Source organism: Myxococcus qinghaiensis (assembly GCF_024198215.1).
Lineage (GTDB): Bacteria > Myxococcota > Myxococcia > Myxococcales > Myxococcaceae > Myxococcus > Myxococcus qinghaiensis.
In genome coordinates, this window is sequence record NZ_JAKCFA010000017.1 from 109,015 (window position 1) to 127,676 (window position 18,662).

The window sequence follows — 18,662 nt, forward strand, 5'->3', positions numbered from 1 at the left end:
CCCCGAGCCCCAGGCTCAGCGGCGGGTCAGCTCCAGATAGATGACGTTGTCCTGGCTGTCGCGAAACAGCCGCACGGAGTCGATCAACTCCAGCGGCACCTCGGCGAGCAGGGCGCGCATGTCGTCCTCCTCCCGGTAGGTGAGCCACCAGTCCATGAAGGCCTCCATGTAGCCCGTCTCTGGAGGAAAGCGCGCGAAGTTGGCCACCAGCAGCCGGCCCCCCGAGCGCAGCATGCCGAAGAGCAGCCCCGTGAGCCGCGTGGCGACGGAGGCGGAGAGGTAGTCGTAGAGGCCCGCGGAGTAGACGAAGTCCAACTCGCTGAAGGCCACCTTGCCGGCGAGCAGCGCGCGCACCGAGCCGCAGTGGGGGCGCACCACGTCGAGCGGCTGGTGGTGCGATATCTCCGCGAGGCTCAGTGGGTCCTGGTCGAACGCGATGAGTTCTTGAACGCGGCGCTCGCGCACCGCCGCGGAGGACTCGGCCTCGCGCAGGTGGCCACACGCGACGGAGAGGATGCGCGCGCCCTGGGGAACGCGCTCGGCCGTCGCGTCGAGGGCGCGCGCCAGCATTTCACGGCGCTCGCGCACGCTGACCGCGCTGGGTTGCTGATGCATGTACCGGTAGACCTCACGGCCGGCGTGAAGCTCGTCCGCGGCCCGGTCCATGTACAGGTAGTCGATGAGGGCCGCGTCTCCCGCATAACCCCGGGGGCGTTCGAAGGCCCTTCGGGTGAAGGGACACTGGTGGACGAACGAGCGGAGCGGGTGCTTTCGCGCGGTGTCCATGCAGAAGGACTTCCAATCCTCCTCGCTCCAGCGGCGCCGCAAGGTGAGCAGGCCCAGGTGAAGCGAGTGCATGTCCTGGTGCAGCACCTCGTCCTCGGCGGCCATCATCCGCTCGTGGATGCCATCGAGCCACCCCCGGGCTTCCGCGAGCGCTTCGTGGGCTGGCCGCTCCGGGACGGGAAGGACCAGTTGGTTGCGCTGGACGGAGGGGACAGGCGTTGGCCTCGGCGGGCGGGGCATCGTCTGGGGGTCGTGCATCGTCCAACACAACCCGGGAGGGCCATGTATGCACTTCCCGCCTCGGGACAATCTCGCCAGCCCGGTCCTGGAGGCAGGCATCCGAGCGCGCCCCTGGAGCCCTCCTGGACTCGCTCTCACGGGAGACAGCCCCAGGCCGACTCGCGGCGGCAGGCGTCCAGGCAATGGCGCCCCGGGCCATTCGTGTAGAAAGCACGGGACACCGCGCCAGCGCCGCCGCGCGAGTGTCTCTCCTGCGCACCCCACTTCCCCCGGAGCCGTCATGCCGACCTGGTCTTCCCTGTCACGAGCGCTCACCGCCGTGGCCCTCGTCCCCACCCTCGCGCTGGCCGCGCCCAAGCCGGAGCCGACCGCGACGGAGAAGAAGCCGGGCGCCGCGCGTGAGACGGCGCGCCCGTCCAAGCACTACGCCATCGAGCAGTTCATGAAGACGACCCTGATTCGGGGCGCGTCCTTCTCCCCGGATGAGCAGCGGGTGCTGTACTCGTCCAACCAGACGGGCATCTACAACGTCTTCTCCGCGCCGGCGAAGGGCGGCAAGCCCACCCAGCTCACCCGCTCCACCACGGACAGCACCTTCGCCGTGGGCTACTTCCCCAAGGACGAGCGCATCCTCTTCACCAAGGACCAGGGCGGCAACGAGCTGCACCACCTCTACGTGCGCACGCCGGACGGACAGGAGAAGGACCTCACGCCGGGCGACAAGCACCGCGCGTCCTTCTTCGGCTGGAGCCACGACGAGTCCGCCTTCTACGTCCTCACCAACGAGCGCGACGAGCGCTTCATGGACCTCTACCGCTACGACGCCAAGAGCTTCGAGCGCAAGCTGCTGTACCAGAACGAGAGCGGCCTGGACGTGGGCGACGTGTCCCCGGACGAGAAGTGGCTCGCCCTGGACCAGACCAACACCACGGCCGACAGCGACGTGTACCTCCTCAACCTCGCCACGAAGGAGCGCAAGCACCTCTCCGCGCACAAGGGAATCGCCTCCTGGTCCTCGGCGACCTTCGACCCGACGTCCTCCGCGCTGTACCTCATCACCGACGAGGGCACCGAGTTCTCCCGCGCGGTGCGCTACGTGCTCGCCACCGGGAAGATGGAGGAGGTGGAGAAGACGGACTGGGACGTCATGTACACGTACTTCTCCAAGAACGGCGCGCTGCGCGTCACCGGCATCAACGCGGACGGCCGCACCGCCATCCGCCTGCATGACGTGAAGGCCGGCAAGCAGCTCGACTTGCCCACGCTCCCCGAGGGCGACATCACCGGCGTGTCCATTGGCCGCAGCGAGAAGCGCATGGCCTTCCACCACAACGGGGACCGCTCGCCCAGCAACCTGTACGTCTTCGACCTCGCCACGAAGAAAGTCACGCGGCTGACGGACAACCTCAACCCGGAGATCGACGCCAAGGACCTGGTGGACGCGGAGGTGGTGCGCTTCAAGTCCTTCGACGGGATGGTGATTCCGAACATCCTCTTCAAGCCGCACCAGGCCACCGCGAAGCAGCAGGCGCCCGCGCTCGTGTGGGTCCACGGCGGCCCGGGTGGCCAGTCCCGCAAGGGCTACAACCCGATGATTCAGTACCTGGTCAACCACGGCTACGTGGTGCTCGCCATCAACAACCGGGGCAGCTCCGGCTACGGCAAGACGTTCTTCACCGCGGATGACCAGAAGCACGGCAAGGAGCCGCTCCAGGACTGCGTCGAGGCGAAGAAGTACCTGGCCACCCTCCCCTACGTGGACGGCTCGCGCGTGGGCATCATCGGCGGCAGCTACGGCGGCTACATGACGCTGGCCGCCCTCGCCTTCCAGCCGGACGTCTTCAACGTGGGCGTGGACATCTTCGGCGTGTCCAACTGGCTGCGCACGCTCAAGAGCATGCCGGCCCACTGGGAGTCACGGCGTCAGGCGCTCTACCAGGAGGTCGGCAACCCGGAGACGCAGGAGGCGATGCTGCGCGAGGTGTCCCCGCTGTTTCACGCGGAGAAGATTCGCAAGCCCCTGCTCGTCATCCAGGGCGCCAATGACCCGCGCGTGCTGAAGGCGGAGTCGGACGAAATCGTCCAGGCCGTGCAGAAGAGCAAGGTCCCCGTCGAGTACGTCCTCTTCCCCGACGAGGGCCACGGCTTCACCAAGAAGAAGAACGAAGCGGAGGCCTACTCCCGCACCCGCGCGTTCCTGGACCAATACTTGAAGAAGCCCGCCAACGCCCCGACGAACTGAGCCGTCCGCGTCCGGTGCGCGCTCACGGGGGCGCGCACCGGCTCCGCTGCTTCCTCTTCCCCTCCGACGTCCCGCAGCGCCTCCAGCACCGCGTCCATGGAGGCGAAGCGCTCTTCGGGCTGCTTCTCCAGACAGCGGCGCACCACCGCCTCAAGAGCATGGGGGATGGACAGCTCCGGCCGCACCTCGCGGAAGGCCGGCACCGGCTCCTTGTGGTGCGCGAAGACCAGCTCCAGCGGGTCCTCCGACTCGAAGGGCGGGCGCCCCACCAGCATCTGGAAGAGGACGACGCCCAGCGAGTAGATGTCCCCGCGCGCGTCGGCGACGCCTCGGGCCCGCTCCGGTGCCATGTACGCGTGCGCGCCGTGGAACGAGCCGCTCACGGTGATTTCCGGCACCGACAGCCGCTTCGACTCCGCGGAGACGGGCCGCAGCCGACCGAACCCGCGCACCTTCACGAGCGAGGACTCGCGCCCGGACGCATCCGTCACCAGCGTGACGTGGGCCGGCGTCACGTCCCCGTGCACCACGCCCCGCTGGTGCGCCTGACGCAGCGAGCGCCCCAGGCCCCGGGCCAGCTCCACCGCGCGTGCCCACGGCAGCGGCCCCGAGGAGGCGAGCACCTGGGCCAGCGTGCGCCCCTCCAGCCACTCCAGGGCGACGTAGGGCGTGCCCGCGTCCGTCCTGCCCGCGTCGAGCACGGTGACGGTGTTGGGGTGGCCCAGACTGGCGGCGTCACGGGCCTCCTGGAAGAAGCGCTGCCGCGCCTCCAGGTCCTCGGGCGGCGACGTCAGCACCCGGAGGGCCACTTCCCGCTCCAAGGGGAGCTGGAGGGCCCGGTACAGCGGCGTGGAGTCGCTCTCGCTCACCGCCTCCAGCACCTGGAAGCGGCCGTGCAGCACCCCGCCCACGAGCGGGTCCACGCCCCACGGAGCGGATGCCAGCGAAGTGGAGGGGTGCTCGGTCTGCATGACGGAATCTCCTGGGGACACTCGCAAGCGCTCGTCACGAGGAAGTCGAGCGCCCGTGACGACACCGACAACACGGCGCGACACCTGGTGGGCCTGGGGCCCGGAAGGAACTGGCGTGAGGCACCGGCCCCAGCGCGCGGGGCCACGCCCCTCGACACAGCCAGTACCGGGTCGGCGGCAGGGACGTCACTAGCCGGGGGGTCTGACATTCCGGGCGCTTCCGGACAGGACGGGAGGACCTACCTCCCTCCAGGACATTGGAAGCGTCGGGTATCGGAGTGTCACCGGCTGAGGCTAGGATGCCGGGCCTTCGGAGCCGTCACCAGCCATGCCATTCCAGATCAACGTTCACGCGCAGGACCGAATCCTCGAGGTCGTCTACCCCCCCCAGGTCACCTCGGCCGACCTGGCCGAGTACCTCACGGAGGTGAAGAAGGCGATTGTCGCGTTCGCTGGGGAGTGGTCCGCGCTGGTGGACCAGTCCCAGTTGAGGGTGATGCCCACGGACGTCGTGGCCTCCATGGCGGGGCTCAATGCGTACGCGCAGTTGCATGGGATGCAGCGCTCGGCGCGGGTCGTCACTGACGCCCCCTCCGGCCTGCAGGCCTGGCGCATGACGAAGCGGGCCATGCTGACCATCCCCACGCGCACCTTCGAGACGCGGCAGGAAGCCCTGGAGTGGCTGCGCAATCCCGACGCGGACTGAGCGCCCTCACCTCGGAGGGCGGCTGCCCTTCCGCGGGCCGGCTCCTTTATAGTGGCGACCTGCCCGTCCCCGCGGCGGGCATCTGTCCCCCATCAGGAGTCGTCTCGACATGTCCAACACCCGGAATGGCGCCGCCCGGAAGTTCCTTGGCGCGCTGCTGTGTACTGTTGCCTTCACCGCCTGTCAGCCGGGCCCCGAGGCCGCGCCTGGCGAGGAGGCATCCCAGACTCCGGAGGCGGGGACCGGCGAGCAGCCCGTGGTCTACGGCAACGATGACCGCAAGGACGTGTTCGAGCACACCGACGCCACGCTGAGGGCTCGGGCGGAGCAGGCCACCGTGGCGCTGATGTCCCCCACGGACTTCAACGCCACCAACCCCGACAACGTCACCTTCAACGGCCCGAACCTGGGCACGTACGAGGCCCTCTGCACCAACCAGCGCTTCCGGGCGGACCCGACGGCGGCCTGGTGCTCGGGCACGCTCATCGACGACGACCTGGTGCTGACGGCCGGTCACTGCGTGGAGACGGCGGCGGACTGCCGCAACACGCGCTTCGTCTTCAACTACTACCGCACGTCCGCCACCGCGCTGAAGACGGTGACGACCGCGGACATCTTCTCCTGCCAGTCCATCGTCGTGCAGAAGCTGGAGACGACGGGCGGCCGCGATTTGGACTTCGCCATCCTCAAGCTGGACCGCTCCGCGGCGCCGCGCTTCACGCCCGCGCCCGTGCGCGCCGGCAACACGGCGCTGGCCTCTGGCGCCAACGTGGCCGTCATCGGCTCCGGCAGCGGAATCCCCTTCAAGATTGACTCCGGCGGCTCGGTGCGCACGCCCAACGCCAGCACGCTGGACTACTTCGTCGCGACGACGGACACCTTCGCCGGCAACTCCGGCTCGGGCGTGTACGAGACGGCGGGCCACACCCTGGCGGGCATCCTCGTGCGCGGCGACACGGACTATGTGCGCAGCGGCAGCTGCTACGTCGTGAACACCTGCACGGAGACGGGCTGCGGCGGCGAGGAAATCACCTATGTGAACAACGCCATCACCGCGCTGTGCCAGGCGTCCACCAGCGCGCGGCTGTGCGGCTCCGGCCCGCCGCCCACGGGCGGCAGCAGCTTCACCTTCTCCGCGAGCAACACCGCCAGCGCCACCACCAACACCACCAACAAGACGGTGGCCCTGACGGCCGGCCAGAAAATCACCCTGGGCACCTGCGGCGTCGCCGGCGCCTCCGTGACGGGTGACTCCTTCCTGCGCCTGTTCGGCCCCAGCGGCACCGAAGTCGCCAGCAACGACGACGGGTGCGGCGGCCGGGGCTCCAACCTGAGCTTCACCGCGACGACGGCGGGCAACTACGAGGTCCGCGCGGGCTGCTACTCCTCCGGCACCTGCTCCGGCACGGTGGCCTGGACGCTGGAGGGCGGCGGCACCGGCCCGACGCCGTCGAACGGCTCCTTCACGTACAGCGGCAGCGCCACCAACAGCGCGCAGACGGGCACCACCAATCGGGACATCACCGTGGCCGCAGGCCAGAGCATCTCCTTCGGCACCTGCACCGTGGCGGGCTCCGCCGGCACCGGCGACACCTACCTGCGCCTGTACAACAGCGCGGGCCAGCAGGTGACCAGCAACGACGACTCCTGCGGCGCGCTGTCCTACGCCAACTACACCGTGCCCGCGGGCGCGGGCGGCACCTACCAGGTCCGCGCGGGCTGCTACGGCAGCACCTCCTGCACCGGCACCGTGGCGTGGACCGTCCAGTAGTCCGAAGGTCCTGACTCCCAGTCCCTCGCGGGCGGTCCGGGAAGCCGGGCCGCCCGCTTTCTTTTTCCGGACACCCCACCCCCCACGTCTCGCACGGCGGGCCGCTCTCCTTCCCGGCCTTCGACACAGGGCCCGCAAGCCCCCTCACCCCGCGCTTGACAGCCTGGGGGCCGGGGTCTAACGCACGGCGACATGAGCACTGCCCGGTTCCCGCCGTCCCCGACGCGCCCGATTCTCAACGAGGGTCCGTTCCGCGCCCTGCTGCTGGAGAACATCCACCCCTCGGCCGAGGCGCTGCTGGCCGCCGAGGGCTTCGTGGTGGAGCGCACGTCCTCCGCGCTCAAGCCGGCGGAGCTGGCCGAGCGCCTCAAGGGCGTGCACCTGTTGGGCATCCGCAGCAAGACGACGGTGCCGGCGGAGTCGCTGGTGCATGCGGACGAGCTGCTCGCCATCGGCGCCTTCTGCATCGGCACCAACCAGGTGGACCTGACGTCCGCCAACACGCACGGCATCCCCGTCTTCAACGCGCCGTTCAGCAACACGCGCAGCGTGGCGGAGATGGTCATCGCCGAAATCATCGCCCTGACGCGGCAGCTGTTCGACCGCAGCCGCGAGGTGCACACGGGCCAGTGGCGCAAGGTCGCCACCGGCAGCCACGAGGTGCGCGGCAAGACGCTGGGCATCATCGGCTACGGCCACATCGGCTCCCAGCTCGGCGTGCTGGCGGAGTCGCTGGGCCTGCGGGTGCTCTACTTCGACGTGATGACGAAGCTGCCCCTGGGCAACTCGCGCGCGGTGGGCACGCTGGACGAGCTGCTGGCCGAATCCGACTTCGTCACGCTCCACGTCCCCGCGCTGACGTCCACGCACATGATGATGGGCTCCGAGCAGTTCGCGAAGATGAAGAAGGGCGCCTGCCTCATCAACGCCAGCCGGGGCACGGTGGTGGACATCCCCGCGCTCGCGGCGGCGCTGCGCTCCAAGCACCTGGGCGGCGCCGCGGTGGACGTCTACCCGGAGGAGCCCGAGGGCAACTCGGATGGCTTCGTCACCGAGTTGCAGAACCTGCCCAACGTCATCCTCACGCCGCACATCGGCGGTTCCACGGAGGAGGCGCAGGCGTCCATCGGCAGGGAGGTGTCCGTCAGCCTCTCCAAGTTCTTCCGCACGGGCGCGACGACGGGCTCGGTGAACTTCCCCATGGTGGAGGCGCCGCTCATCCCCGGCACCCACCGCATCCTCAACGTGCACCGCAACATCCCCGGCGTGCTGCGCGACATCAACCGCATCGTCTCGGACTTGAACGCCAACATCCACGCGCAGGTCCTCAGCACGGACGCCAACATCGGCTACCTGGTGATGGACCTGGACCAGGACGTGTCGCGCCCCGTCTGTGACGCCATCGCCGGCCTGACGACGGACATCAAGACGCGCATCGTCTCCTGACCCAGGGCGCGCGCGCCCGCTGCGCGCTCAGGCGTCCAGAATCTTCCCGGGGTTGAGCACGCCCCGGGGGTCCAGGGTCCGCTTGAGCGAACGCAAGAGGGCCAGCTCCTCCTCGGAGCGCGAGTAGCCCAGGTAGTCCTTCTTCAACAGGCCGATGCCGTGCTCCGCGGAGATGCTGCCCGCGTGCTTGCGCACCAGCTCGAACATGGTGGGGTCCGCCTGCTTCGTGTGGGCCAGGAACTCCGCCTTCTCCAGGGCATCCGGCTTCATCACGTTGACGTGCAGGTTGCCGTCGCCGATGTGGCCGAAGAGGCAGATTTCCCACCCCGGGTAGCGCGACTGGAAGACGGCCTCCAGCTCCGCGCAGAAGGCCTCCAGGCCCGCGACGGGCAGGGAGATGTCGTTCTTGTGGGGCAGGCCCGTGGCGGACAGGCTCTCGCTGATGCCCTCGCGCAGCGCCCACAGCTCCGCGGCCTGTGAAGCGCCCTGCGCCTGTGTGCCGTCCGTCACCAGCCCCCGCTCGAAGAGCGAGCCCAGCCACGCCTCCACCGCCGCCGCGTCGCGGGACTCCGCCTCCAGCAGCACGTAGCAGCCGCTGGGGGCCTCGAAGGGGGAGCGCAGCTTGCGGTGGCGCTGCACGCGCGCGAGGCAGCGGTCCGTGAAGAACTCGTAGGCGGAGATGAGGAAGGCCGTCTGCTGGCGCGCGTCCCGGAACAGCCGCAGCACGGCGGCCACGTCCGGCACGGCGAAGAGGAAGACGTCCTGCTTGCCGGGCAGCTGCGTCAGCTTGAGGGTGGCCTCGGTGATGACGCCCAGCGTGCCCTCGCTGCCGATGAAGAGCTGGCGCAAGTCCAGGCCGGTGTTGTTCTTCTCCAGCGCGCCGTTGAGCTCCAGCACGCGGCCCTCCGCCGTCACCACCTGGAGGCCCAGCACCCAGTTGCGGGTGAGGCCGTAGCGGATGACCTTCACCCCGCCCGCGTTGGTGGCGATGTTGCCGCCCACGGTGCTGGAGCCCTTGGAGGCGAAGTCCACCGGCCACGTCAGGCCGTGCTCGGCGCAGTGGCGGTGCACCGCCTCCGTCACCGCGCCCGCCTGCACGCGCACCGTGTTGCCGAGCAGGTCCACCGGGCCCAGGCGCGCCATGCGCTGGAGCGACAGCACCACCTCGCCCTTCGCCGCCACCGCGCCGCCCGCCAGGCCCGTGCGGCCTCCGGAGGGCACCACCGCCACGGCGTGCTGGTGGCACAAGGTGAGCAGCCGGGCGACCTCATCCGTGGTGCGGGGCAGCGCCACCGCGCTGGGGGCCGGGGCGTACACGCGCGTCCAGTCGCGGCCGTACTCCTTCAGCTCCTCCGCGTCCTGGGTGAGGAAGTCGGCGGGAAAGCCCTCGGAGAGAGCGCGGAGGAAGTCGGCGGGGAGCGGGGCGCTGGACATGCCCCAGGCGTATTGCAGGTCCCACCCCGTGACAAGGTGCGGCGAGGGCCCCGGCGCCTGGGAGGTCGCCCGGAAATCCCCCGGAAACGGACAGGAAAATGGGCTCGCTGCGTATACGCAGGCGACGCCCGCCGGCCTGCCGGGGCGTCCCCACCCCAGCTTCAGGATTGCCGAAGATGCACCCCAGCCGAGTCCTCCGCGCCGCCGCCCTGCTGCTCGCCTCCGTGACGCTGGCGCCCACCGCGCTGGCGGCGGAGACGCCCCAGCCCAACGTGCCCTACGTCTTCGTGACGGTGGACAGCTACTCCGTCGTCCACGCGAACGGCATCGAGGTCACCGGCATCCTCCAGGGGGAGAACACGCCCCGGACCCTGGAGTTCGAGTTCCCCTACTCGCCCACCTACTACGACGCCAGCCAGCATGTGTCTCGCTGTGACCGGATGGCCCTGCTGCTCATGAACAAGCCGGGGGCCTGGCTCTTCGAGGTGTCGTTCCAGTACCAGGGCGCGATGCCCCTCTGCAAACTCACCCGCCGCGCCGCGCCGCCGGCTCCCTGACGGAAGACGGTCTGCTCCATGCGCACGATGCGAGGAGTCTGGCTGGCGCTCGCGCTGGCCATGTCCGGACTTCAGTCCGGCTGCGGCGATGGCCTCACGCCAGGAAGTGAAGACTCGGACGGCGACGGCGTGGTGGACACCGTGGACTGCGCTCCCTTCAACAGGGCGTACTCGCGGAAGGTCTCCGCCTTCACGGACGTGGACGGTGACGGCTGGGGTGAAGGGGACTCGAGCGAGGTCTGCGGCTCCAGCGAAGCCCTCCCGCCGGGCTGGGCCTTCATGGCGGGCGACTGCGCTCCGAGGGACAACACCCGGTGGCTCACGCTCTCCAACGTGTATCAGGACCTGGACAGCGACGGCGCCACGGGGCAGAGCCCGATGGAGGCCTGCGTGGGAGCGACGCACTGGGGCTATCGCGGGCAGGCCGGCCCCAAGGACTGCGATGACGCGGATGCCCGCTACCAGGACACACGTGACGGCTGGCCGGACCTGGATGGGGATGGGGTCGGCGAGGGTGCCCGCGTGGACGTCTGTGCCGGCAAGCCGCCACCGCCGGGGTTCGCCATCGTGTCGGGCGACTGCGCGCCGCTGGACGCCACTCGCGCGGTGGCCCACGCCTATCTCTACCGGGATGAGGATGGGGATGGACTCACCGTGGACGCGCCGGGCACGCTCTGCCTCGCGCCCTCTCAGCCCCTGCCTCGCGGCTACACCCTCCAGTCTGGCGGCACGGACTGCGACGACCTGGACGCGACGGTGTGGTGGACGCGAGACGTCTACGTGGACTCGGACCACGATGGCTATGGCACGGGTGAGCCCCAAGCCCGGTGCGTGGGCGAGCTGGCCCCCCGGGGATACGCGCTCCAGGGCGAGGACTGCGCCCCCGCGGACGCCTTCCTCTGGCAGTGGCGCAGCTACGCGTACCGCGACGCGGATGGGGATGGAGACACCGTCCCCGAACAGGGCGTGCGGTGCAGTGGCGAGCTGCTGCCCCAGGGCTACGCCGTCCTCCCTCGAGGACTCGACTGCGACGACCAGGATGCCACCGTCCGGGTGAGCTGGAGCGTCCATCCCGACGAGGATGGAGACCAGGTGGGCGCGGGCCCGGCGGTGACGATGTGCGCGGGTGGCACGGTGCCGGCGGGTTACTCGACGTTCGGCAACGACTGCGCGCCTTCGGACGCCAGCGGGTGGCAGCTCCGGGAGTACCGCCATCGCGACGCGGATGGGGATGGCTACACGGTGCCGGAGTCGGGCGAAGTCTGCGGGGGTACGTCCCTGCCTCCCGGCTACGCGTGGACCGAGCAGCGCCGCGACTGCGATGACACGAGCTCCACTCGACACACGTCCCTCCTGTCCTGGCGGGACTTGGATGGAGATGGCGTGGGCGCGGGAGCGTCCGAGACGCTGTGCACGGACGGACAGGTGCCCGCGTCCTGGTCGACGGTGGGGACCGACTGCGCGGACGACGATGCGACGCGCTGGATTGGGCGCAACTACACCCACGTGGACCGGGACCTGGACGGCGCCACGACTCCGGAGCGGGGCGGCATCTGCTCGGGCAGCACCTTGCCGTCGCCCTACTTCACGAAGGCCACGGGCAACGACTGCGACGACGCGGACCCGGAGCGCACGCGCTGGCTTGTCCTCTATCCGGACCTGGATGGAGACGGCGTGGGCGCGGAGCCTCGACAGATTCCGTGCCTGGGCGCGGCGCTGCCTCCAGGCATGTCCATCTACGGCTACGACGTGGACGACCACGACCCGGAGGTGACGAAGTCCATGGAGGACGACCTCCACGTGGAGCTCATCCTGGAGTTGTGACTCGCATTCCCGCCCTCTGACGACCGGTGGACCCTTGCCTGGAGTCGGGGCGGGACTGCGTCACGACGTGACTTGCACTGGCAGGGGGGAGAGGCCATTCTCATCTCCGGCGCGGGAAACCGCGCTGTCCATGACCTCTTCTCGCTGACAGCTTTCGCTCCTCGAAGCGCTCCTCCTCGCCCTCGACGCCGTTCGTCCGAGGTGGCGGGTGAGACGTTCTTCCTGAGCGATTCCCACAGCACCGCATTCACGTCCCCACCGCACCTTTCCGGCGCGGAGCGCCACCCTTGCGCGGTGGGACTTCTCGAATCCGAGGTCCTCGTATGCAACCCCAGCAGCGCAAGCTCACGTACCACGTCGCCACCACCCTCGACGGCTTCATCGCCCGCGAGGACGACTCCTTCGACTGCTTCGCGAACGAAGGCGACCACGTCACCGACTACCTCGCCACGCTGCGCACCTACGGCGCGGTGGTGATGGGCCGCCGGACGTATGACATCGGCCTGAAGTTCAACGTCACGGACCCCTACCCGTACCTGGAGACGTACGTCGTCTCGCGCACGCTGAAGGCGAGTCCGAATCCCCGCGTGCACCTCATCTCCGACGACGTCGTCGGCGCGGTGCGCGCGTTGAAGGCCCAGGAGGGCAAGGACATCTACCTCGCCGGAGGTGGTGCCCTGGCCACCCAGTTGCTCACCGCGGGCCTCGTCAATGAGGTCCTCATCAAGCTGAACCCGGTGCTGCTCGGCGCGGGCATTCCGCTCGTCTCGCGGCTGGGCTCGCACCTGAACCTGGAGCTGCTGTCGACCAAGGTCTACCGGACCGGCGTCGTGCTGCTCCAGTACGCCGTCACGCACTGAGCCCTCGCGCTCCTGGGCGCCCCGGACGTGGAGGCACTCACTTCCGGGCGCGCTTCTGCTCTGGCGTGGCGGCGTCCGGCCAGGTGCGGAGAGTCCACTCGGCGTTGGACTGCGCGGACCACTCCACCTCTCCTTTCAGGACCTGCGAGCCGCGGCTGACGCGAAACACCTGCGTCAGGGGTGTGTTGTCCCGCTTCAACAAGGAGTCCTGGGCCGACCAGCTCACGCCTCCCGTGGCCGTCACCAGCTTCGTCAGCCAGGTGTCGAACTCCTCGCCGGACAACCAGCGCAGCTGCTCCACCACCTGGCCCACGTCCGGCGCCAGTGCGGACTTCTGCCCCGTCACCACCGAGAGCACCTGACGACCCGCTTCATCCGGAAGGAAGCTCACCCCGCCAGGACGCAACACGGCACACCCGTAGCGAGTCGCCTTCCCCTCCTCCTCCAGCGAACCGAAGAAGACCACCACGTCCCCGAGCCGCACCCCGGAGCGCACCAGCCCTCGCAGGGGTGGCTGGCTGTGCAGCTCCAGGAGCGTCGCGAGCGCCTCCGCGCCCACGAGCTCCGACATCTGGAACCGTGGCTCACCGTCCACCTTCAAGTCGAACGCGGGGCCCACCCCCAGGTGAACACCTCCAGGAACAATCGTGGACAGGGGGACGGACACCGCCTCTCCGAGCGCCGGCATCCACAACAGCCGCTTGCTCGTCATCCAGACGCGACCCGACCGGGCCCACAGCCAGAACACCGGAGGGAGCATGAGTGCGACCAGCGCCACCAGCGCCCAGCTCATCCCCAGCAGCAGATGGAGGAGCACATACGCCTGCGAATACAGCAGGAGCAGGAAGCGCGGGACCCGATGCCCCAAGGAGACCGGCAAGGAGCGGGCCGCCTGGAACAGCAGCACCTCCCCGGGTTCGAGCGACAGCCTCGTCCGCTTGCGCACCAACCTGTCCAGCCGCGCCAGCTCCACCTTCAGCACGGGAGCACCAGTCACCGACACCAGCAGGGACAGTCGCTTGCGCACCAGCGTCTTCAGTCCCTCCCGGCGTGCCTCCAGCTTCCGCAGCGTCGCCATCACCGGCAGCGTGTCGGCCCAGCCTTCCACCCGCGCTCGCCGGCTCGCCCGCTCCAGCGCCTCCTCGACGGTGGCCTCCTGCTCCAGCCACTCCTGGACGAGCATGGGCTGCTCGCGCCACCGGCGCTTCCACCCCGGGCCGCTCAGCACCGACTCCAGCATGGCGTCGCGCCGCAGCGCCGCCTCCAGCACCTCCACGCGGCCCTCCAGTTGGACACGAACGTCCTCGGGTGTGGGCCCTTCCGACGACCTCCTTGGAGTCTGGACGCTCTCGGTCATGACCCGCTGCCCACCTTGAGCGGAGCGTCATCACGCGAAGCCTTGGCGGCCTCCCGCCACTGGTGAACCAGGGGATAGGCGATGTCCAGCTGCGTCTCGTTCACCTGGCCGACGAGCACCTCCTCGCGCCGGGTGATTTGGATCTGCTGCTCCAGGGGGGTGCCCTGGGCCACCCGTGCATCCCGCGAGGACCAGGCCGCGCCCCCCGTCGCCGCCGAGGCCCTCACGAGGTACGCATCCAGCTCCGCCTCGGGCTGCCAGCTCAGTCCCTCCAGCACCAACTCCAGGTCGAAATGAAACAGCAGATTCCGGCCCGTCGCCGCGTGAAACAAGACCGCGCCTTGGTCGAAGTCCCGGAGGAAGAAGACGCCGCGACCTAGCAACACGGCCTTGCCGGAGATCCACGTCCCGTCGCGACGCAGCCGCGCCTCGAAGCTCACCAACTCCACCTGCCGGTCCACCCGGGCCGCTTGCGCCCGGATGCGGGCATCGCGAAACAGCTCCAGCAGGACGCGCAGCCGACTGGCTCCCGCGACAGTGAACCCCTTCAATCGGATGAACTGGTCTCCGCGCACGCAGACCGTTCCATCGGGTCCATCCAGCAGGACTCCATCGTACGCCAGCGAGTCCAACCGCACGGCCGCCGGGGGCTCATTTCCAGGCGCCATCCACACCAGGCGCTCCGGCGTGAGCCAGACGACGCCCAGGGAACTCCTTCGCAGCAACACCGCCTTCCCTATCACCAACCCGACCAGCGCCAGTCCGCCACCCACCAGCCCCAGACCCCACTCGCCGAGCACCAGCAGCAGGAACACCCCAATCATGAGGACCGACAAGCCCAGGAAGAAGGCGAGGGACACCAGTTGCTGCGGCGTCCCGTCCTGCGGGTCGAAGCGCAGCGAGAAGGGCTCTCCCGGCGTCCGCTTGAGGGAGACCTTCTGGGAGCAGACCTCCTCCAGCTTTCGCAGCCCGTCCTCCAGCGACAGGGACTCCGTCTCGAGGCTCCGGCGCAGCAGCACGCCCCGCACGCGCAGCGTCAGTCGCTCGCGGACCTCGCGCAACCGACTCACGGTCCTCGGAATCGACGTGCCCTCCAGCCAGTCCTCCTGTTCGCCTCGCCGCTCGGTGCGCTCCAGCGCTTCCAGCAGCGTCGGCTCCACCTCCAGGACGCCCTGAATCAGCGAGGGGTCTTTCCGCAGCGCCCGCCACCAACCGCGCGAGGCCAGCGTCCTGTGGAGCCTGCGATAGCGGCGGAGGGCGGACTCAATCAGCTCCACGCGCCCTTCCAGGCGGCGGCGCAAATCCCCCTCCGAAGGTCGCGACTCGGTCGCCACGGCGCCGGCTCGGTTGCGTTCGGACATTGCCCTCGCAGCATAACCCGCCGAGCCCTCCCTCCGGGAGCAGGGCCCGTGCGCCCCAGGACAGTCCCGACGGCGGCACGAGGGAATCCCCACCCACCGTGCCTGGGCTCGCCCTCACGCGCCGCCCGGGGCGCGCCTTGCCGGGGGGCACGGCATGGACCGCATGCGAAGACCCTTCCCCGCGCGGCTCTCCAGTTGGACGCGCACGTCCTCGGGTGTGGGCCCTTCCGACGACTCCCTCAGGGTGCGGATGCCTTCGCTCATGAGCCGCTGCCTGCCTTGAGCGGAGCGTCATCGCTCGAAGCCGAGACCTGGGCGACCTCCCGCCAGACCTGCGCCAGTCGATGGGCGCTCTCCCGCTGAGACAGCTCCACGCGGCCGACGAGCACCTCCTCGCCCCGGCGGATGTGAAGCTCCTGCTCCAAGGGAATGTCCTGGGCCACCTGGGCATCCCGCGAGGACCAGGCCGCGCCCCCTGTCGCCACCGTGGCCCGCAGGAGGTACGCGTCCAGCTCTGACTCGGGTTGCCAGCGGAGTCCCTCCAGCACCCACTCCAGCTTGACCTGGGACAGCAACGTCCGGCCCGTCGCCGCGTGCAGCAGGGCCGGGCCCGCGTCGGGGTCCGGCAGGAAGAAGACGCCCCGGCTCAGCAACACGGCCGTGCCAGGACTCCACGTCTTCTTGCGACGCAGCAGCGCCGGATAGGTCACCAGCTCCACCGGACGGTCCACCAGGGCCGCCTGCGCACGGAAGCGGGAATCGCGAAACAGGTCCGCCATGGCGCGCAGTCGCTCGGCGCGCTCGCCATCGAACCGCGGCAGCCGGATGACCTGGTCCGCGCGAAGGCTGAGCATCCCCTCCGTCTGCTCCCACCGAGGCCCCTCCTCCCCCAGCGCGTCCAGCCGCACCTCCACCGCGGGTTCGTCTCCCGGCGCCAACCACACCAGGCGCTTCGGCGTGAGCCAGATGGCGCCCGGGGCCTGGCTTCTGAGCATCGCCACCGTCACCACCAACAACCCGACCATCGCCAGCCCGCCGCCGACCAACGCCAGCCCGAACTCATTGATGAGCAGCAGCCAGAGAATCCCCACGACGAGGCCCAGCGCGGCCAGGACGAAGCCGAAGGACACCAGGTACTGCGGCGTCCTGGCCACCGAGCCCATGTGCAGCGCGAAGGACTCACCCGGCATCCGCTGGAGGGAGACCTCGTGGGCGCAGGCCTCCCGCAGCTCGCGCAGCTTCTCCTCCAGCGACAGGGACTCCGTCACCTGGCCCCGAAGCAGCAGCACGTCCCGCACGCGCATCTCCAGTTGCTCGCGGACCTCGCGCACCCGCCCCACCGTCCTCGGAATCGTCGAGCCTTCCGGCCAGCCCTCCTGCTCGCCGCGCCGCTCGGTGCGCTCCAGCGCCTCCAGCAGCCTGGGCTCCACCTCCAGGACGTCCTGAATCAGCGAGGGCTCTTCCCGCAACGTCCGTCTCCAGCCGCGCGAGTCGAGGGTTTCGTCGAGCCTGCGATAGCGGCGGAGAGCGGACTCAATCAACTCCACGCGCCCTTCCAGGCGGCGGCGCAAATCCCCCTCCGACGGTCGCGACCCGGTCGCCACGCCTTCGGTTCGGTTGCGTTCGGACATTGCGCTCGCAGCATAGCCCTTCGAGCCCTCCCTCCGGGAGCAGGGCCCGTGCGCCTCAAGACAGTCCCGACGGCGGCACGAGGGAATCCCCACCCACCGTGCCTAGGCTCGCGCTCACGCGCCGCTCGGGGCGCGCCTTGCCGGGGGGCGCGGCATGGACCGCATGCGAAGACCCTTCCTCATCGCCGCGCTGGTGCTGCTGGCGCTCTGCGTGCTCGTGGAGGTGGGCTCGCCCATCCTGCTGCCCCAGAAGTCACCGGACTGCTCGGCGCTGAGCGGCACGAAGCCCTGCGCGCCCGTTCCCGGGCTCCCGGAGGACTGCCGCCCCCTGCACGCCGCCATCTGCGACGGCGAGGACGTGGACCCCTCCGACGTGGTGCGCACCCAGAAGGAGAACCCGCCCACGCCGGGCCTGGGCATTCCGTACCTGGCCCTGGTGGACGCGCTCCTGCTGCTCACGCTCGCCCTGATGGGCGCAAGCCTCATCATCCCCGAGCGGGTGCAGGGGCGCGTGCAGGGCCTGGCCACGCTCATCGGCGCCATCGTCGCGCTGCTCACCGGCTTCGGCCTGCTGCTGGCCGCCATCGCCCTGACGCTCACGATGATTACCCTCGTGGCTTCAGTGCCCTTCGGCACGCTGGCGTATCTGGCCGTGTGGGGCTTCTTCAACCGGGGAGGCGCGGCCGGCACGCTGGGGCTCTTGATGACGCTCAAGCTCGCCGCGGGCGTGTGCCTGGTGCTCGCGCACCAGCGCTTCCTCCAGAACAAGGGCCTGGTGCTGCTCTACCTCACGTCGCTCCTGGCCAACGCCGTGGTGTCCTTCCTCCACGGGCTGGTGCCCATCATCCTCGTCAGCATCACCGACGCGGTGGGCGCCATCATCGTCGCCATCCTCGGCCTCATCTGGGCCGTGCTGCTGCTGGTGGGCGCGCTGGTGTCCATCGTCAAGGTGCTGCGCCTCAAGCGCGCGGCGCCGGCCTGAGGCACCCGAGGCTCACCGCAGCCCCAGCTCGCAGATGGGGCGCTGTGGAGGAGCCCCCAGGCACGTCACCTGGAGGTCCGCGCCCTCCTGCATGACATCCAGCTTCTTCGACTCCTTCAGCGGGTCGAACTTCGCGGGCACGGACGGCTTGCCCCGGGACACCAGCTCCACCCGGACCACGCCGGGAGGCCGGGGCGACAGCTCCAGGGTGCGCAGCCGCGTGTCGGACGCCTTCACGTCCACCCGACAGCCGCCTCCGCTCGGCAGCGTCAACACGCCCTCCTGGAAGGGACACGTCGCGGCCAGCTCCGTGGCCTCCACCGGCTTGGGCTTGATGAACCGCGCCCGGAGCTCCTGCGCGCTCTTCGTGGGACTCTCGCGGCTCGCGGACTCGTCCTTCGCGCCCAGGCCCACGCCCAGCACATAGAGCGCGACGATGGCGACGATGACCAGGATGAGCACGACGTGGATGGGCTTCAGCTCGGGCATGGCGC

15 protein-coding genes are annotated in these 18,662 nt (G+C 69.8%); 8 read left to right on the forward strand and 7 right to left on the reverse strand.

The window, feature by feature from the left end; all coding sequences use genetic code 11:
* Window positions 1–15: 15 nt before the first annotated feature.
* Complete coding sequence (locus LZ199_RS28895; RefSeq protein ID WP_253997001.1) at window positions 16–1,044, reverse strand: class I SAM-dependent methyltransferase; 1,029 nt, start codon at window positions 1,042–1,044, stop codon at window positions 16–18.
* 262 nt (window positions 1,045–1,306) lie between these two features.
* On the opposite strand from LZ199_RS28895, the gene LZ199_RS28900 reads away from it, so the two are divergent.
* Window positions 1,307–3,268, forward strand: a complete 1,962-nt coding sequence (locus LZ199_RS28900; RefSeq protein WP_253997002.1) for a S9 family peptidase — start codon at window positions 1,307–1,309, stop codon at window positions 3,266–3,268.
* On the opposite strand, the gene LZ199_RS28905 is transcribed toward LZ199_RS28900, so the two are convergent.
* The gene (locus tag LZ199_RS28905) at window positions 3,202–4,239 is read right to left on the reverse strand and encodes a serine/threonine-protein kinase (RefSeq protein WP_253997003.1); all 1,038 of its coding nucleotides are present in this window, start codon (window positions 4,237–4,239) and stop codon (window positions 3,202–3,204) included. The two genes, LZ199_RS28900 and LZ199_RS28905, sit on opposite strands and share 67 nt — an antisense overlap.
* 328 nt (window positions 4,240–4,567) lie before the next feature.
* On the opposite strand from LZ199_RS28905, the gene LZ199_RS28910 reads away from it, so the two are divergent.
* The 3 genes from LZ199_RS28910 to serA all read left to right on the forward strand — a co-directional run bounded on the left by LZ199_RS28910 (window position 4,568) and on the right by serA (window position 8,162).
* The gene (locus tag LZ199_RS28910) at window positions 4,568–4,945 is read left to right on the forward strand and encodes a SpoIIAA family protein (RefSeq protein WP_253997004.1); all 378 of its coding nucleotides are present in this window, start codon (window positions 4,568–4,570) and stop codon (window positions 4,943–4,945) included.
* Window positions 4,946–5,054: 109 nt separating this feature from the next.
* Window positions 5,055–6,716 (forward strand): serine protease, encoded by a 1,662-nt coding sequence (locus LZ199_RS28915; protein WP_253997005.1) that lies wholly within the window; start codon window positions 5,055–5,057, stop codon window positions 6,714–6,716.
* A gap of 192 nt (window positions 6,717–6,908) precedes the next feature.
* Window positions 6,909–8,162 carry a phosphoglycerate dehydrogenase gene (gene serA / locus LZ199_RS28920; RefSeq protein WP_253997006.1) on the forward strand — a complete coding sequence of 418 codons (1,254 nt, stop codon included), beginning with the start codon at window positions 6,909–6,911 and terminating at the stop codon, window positions 8,160–8,162.
* A 27-nt stretch (window positions 8,163–8,189) separates the two neighbouring features.
* Here serA and LZ199_RS28925 read toward each other — a convergent pair whose 3' ends face one another.
* Window positions 8,190–9,596, reverse strand: a complete 1,407-nt coding sequence (locus LZ199_RS28925; protein ID WP_253997007.1) for an FAD-binding oxidoreductase — start codon at window positions 9,594–9,596, stop codon at window positions 8,190–8,192.
* Window positions 9,597–9,772: 176 nt separating this feature from the next.
* Between LZ199_RS28925 and LZ199_RS28930 the strand changes: the two genes are divergently transcribed.
* From LZ199_RS28930 to LZ199_RS28940, 3 genes are all read left to right on the forward strand, one after another.
* Window positions 9,773–10,153 carry a hypothetical protein gene (locus LZ199_RS28930; RefSeq protein ID WP_253997008.1) on the forward strand — a complete coding sequence of 127 codons (381 nt, stop codon included), beginning with the start codon at window positions 9,773–9,775 and terminating at the stop codon, window positions 10,151–10,153.
* A gap of 18 nt (window positions 10,154–10,171) precedes the next feature.
* On the forward strand, window positions 10,172–11,977 hold the full coding sequence (locus LZ199_RS28935; protein ID WP_253997009.1) for a hypothetical protein: 1,806 nt from the start codon (window positions 10,172–10,174) through the stop codon (window positions 11,975–11,977).
* Between the two features lie 323 nt (window positions 11,978–12,300).
* The gene (locus LZ199_RS28940) at window positions 12,301–12,837 is read left to right on the forward strand and encodes a dihydrofolate reductase family protein (RefSeq protein WP_253997010.1); all 537 of its coding nucleotides are present in this window, start codon (window positions 12,301–12,303) and stop codon (window positions 12,835–12,837) included.
* A gap of 37 nt (window positions 12,838–12,874) precedes the next feature.
* Here the strand turns inward: LZ199_RS28940 and LZ199_RS28945 are convergent, their stop codons facing one another.
* From LZ199_RS28945 to LZ199_RS28955, 3 genes are all read right to left on the reverse strand, one after another.
* Complete coding sequence (locus tag LZ199_RS28945; RefSeq protein ID WP_253997011.1) at window positions 12,875–14,194, reverse strand: hypothetical protein; 1,320 nt, start codon at window positions 14,192–14,194, stop codon at window positions 12,875–12,877.
* On the reverse strand, window positions 14,191–15,528 hold the full coding sequence (locus tag LZ199_RS28950; protein WP_253997012.1) for a hypothetical protein: 1,338 nt from the start codon (window positions 15,526–15,528) through the stop codon (window positions 14,191–14,193). The genes LZ199_RS28945 and LZ199_RS28950 overlap by 4 nt, the downstream gene beginning before the upstream one ends.
* Before the next feature lie 287 nt (window positions 15,529–15,815).
* Entirely contained in the window at window positions 15,816–17,126 is a 1,311-nt protein-coding gene (locus tag LZ199_RS28955; RefSeq protein WP_253997013.1) for a hypothetical protein, read from the reverse strand.
* A gap of 223 nt (window positions 17,127–17,349) precedes the next feature.
* Between LZ199_RS28955 and LZ199_RS28960 the strand changes: the two genes are divergently transcribed.
* Complete coding sequence (locus tag LZ199_RS28960) at window positions 17,350–18,168, forward strand: hypothetical protein (RefSeq protein WP_253997014.1); 819 nt, start codon at window positions 17,350–17,352, stop codon at window positions 18,166–18,168.
* A gap of 12 nt (window positions 18,169–18,180) precedes the next feature.
* Here LZ199_RS28960 and LZ199_RS28965 read toward each other — a convergent pair whose 3' ends face one another.
* The gene (locus tag LZ199_RS28965; protein ID WP_253997015.1) at window positions 18,181–18,657 is read right to left on the reverse strand and encodes a hypothetical protein; all 477 of its coding nucleotides are present in this window, start codon (window positions 18,655–18,657) and stop codon (window positions 18,181–18,183) included.
* Between the last annotated feature and the right edge of the window lie 5 nt (window positions 18,658–18,662).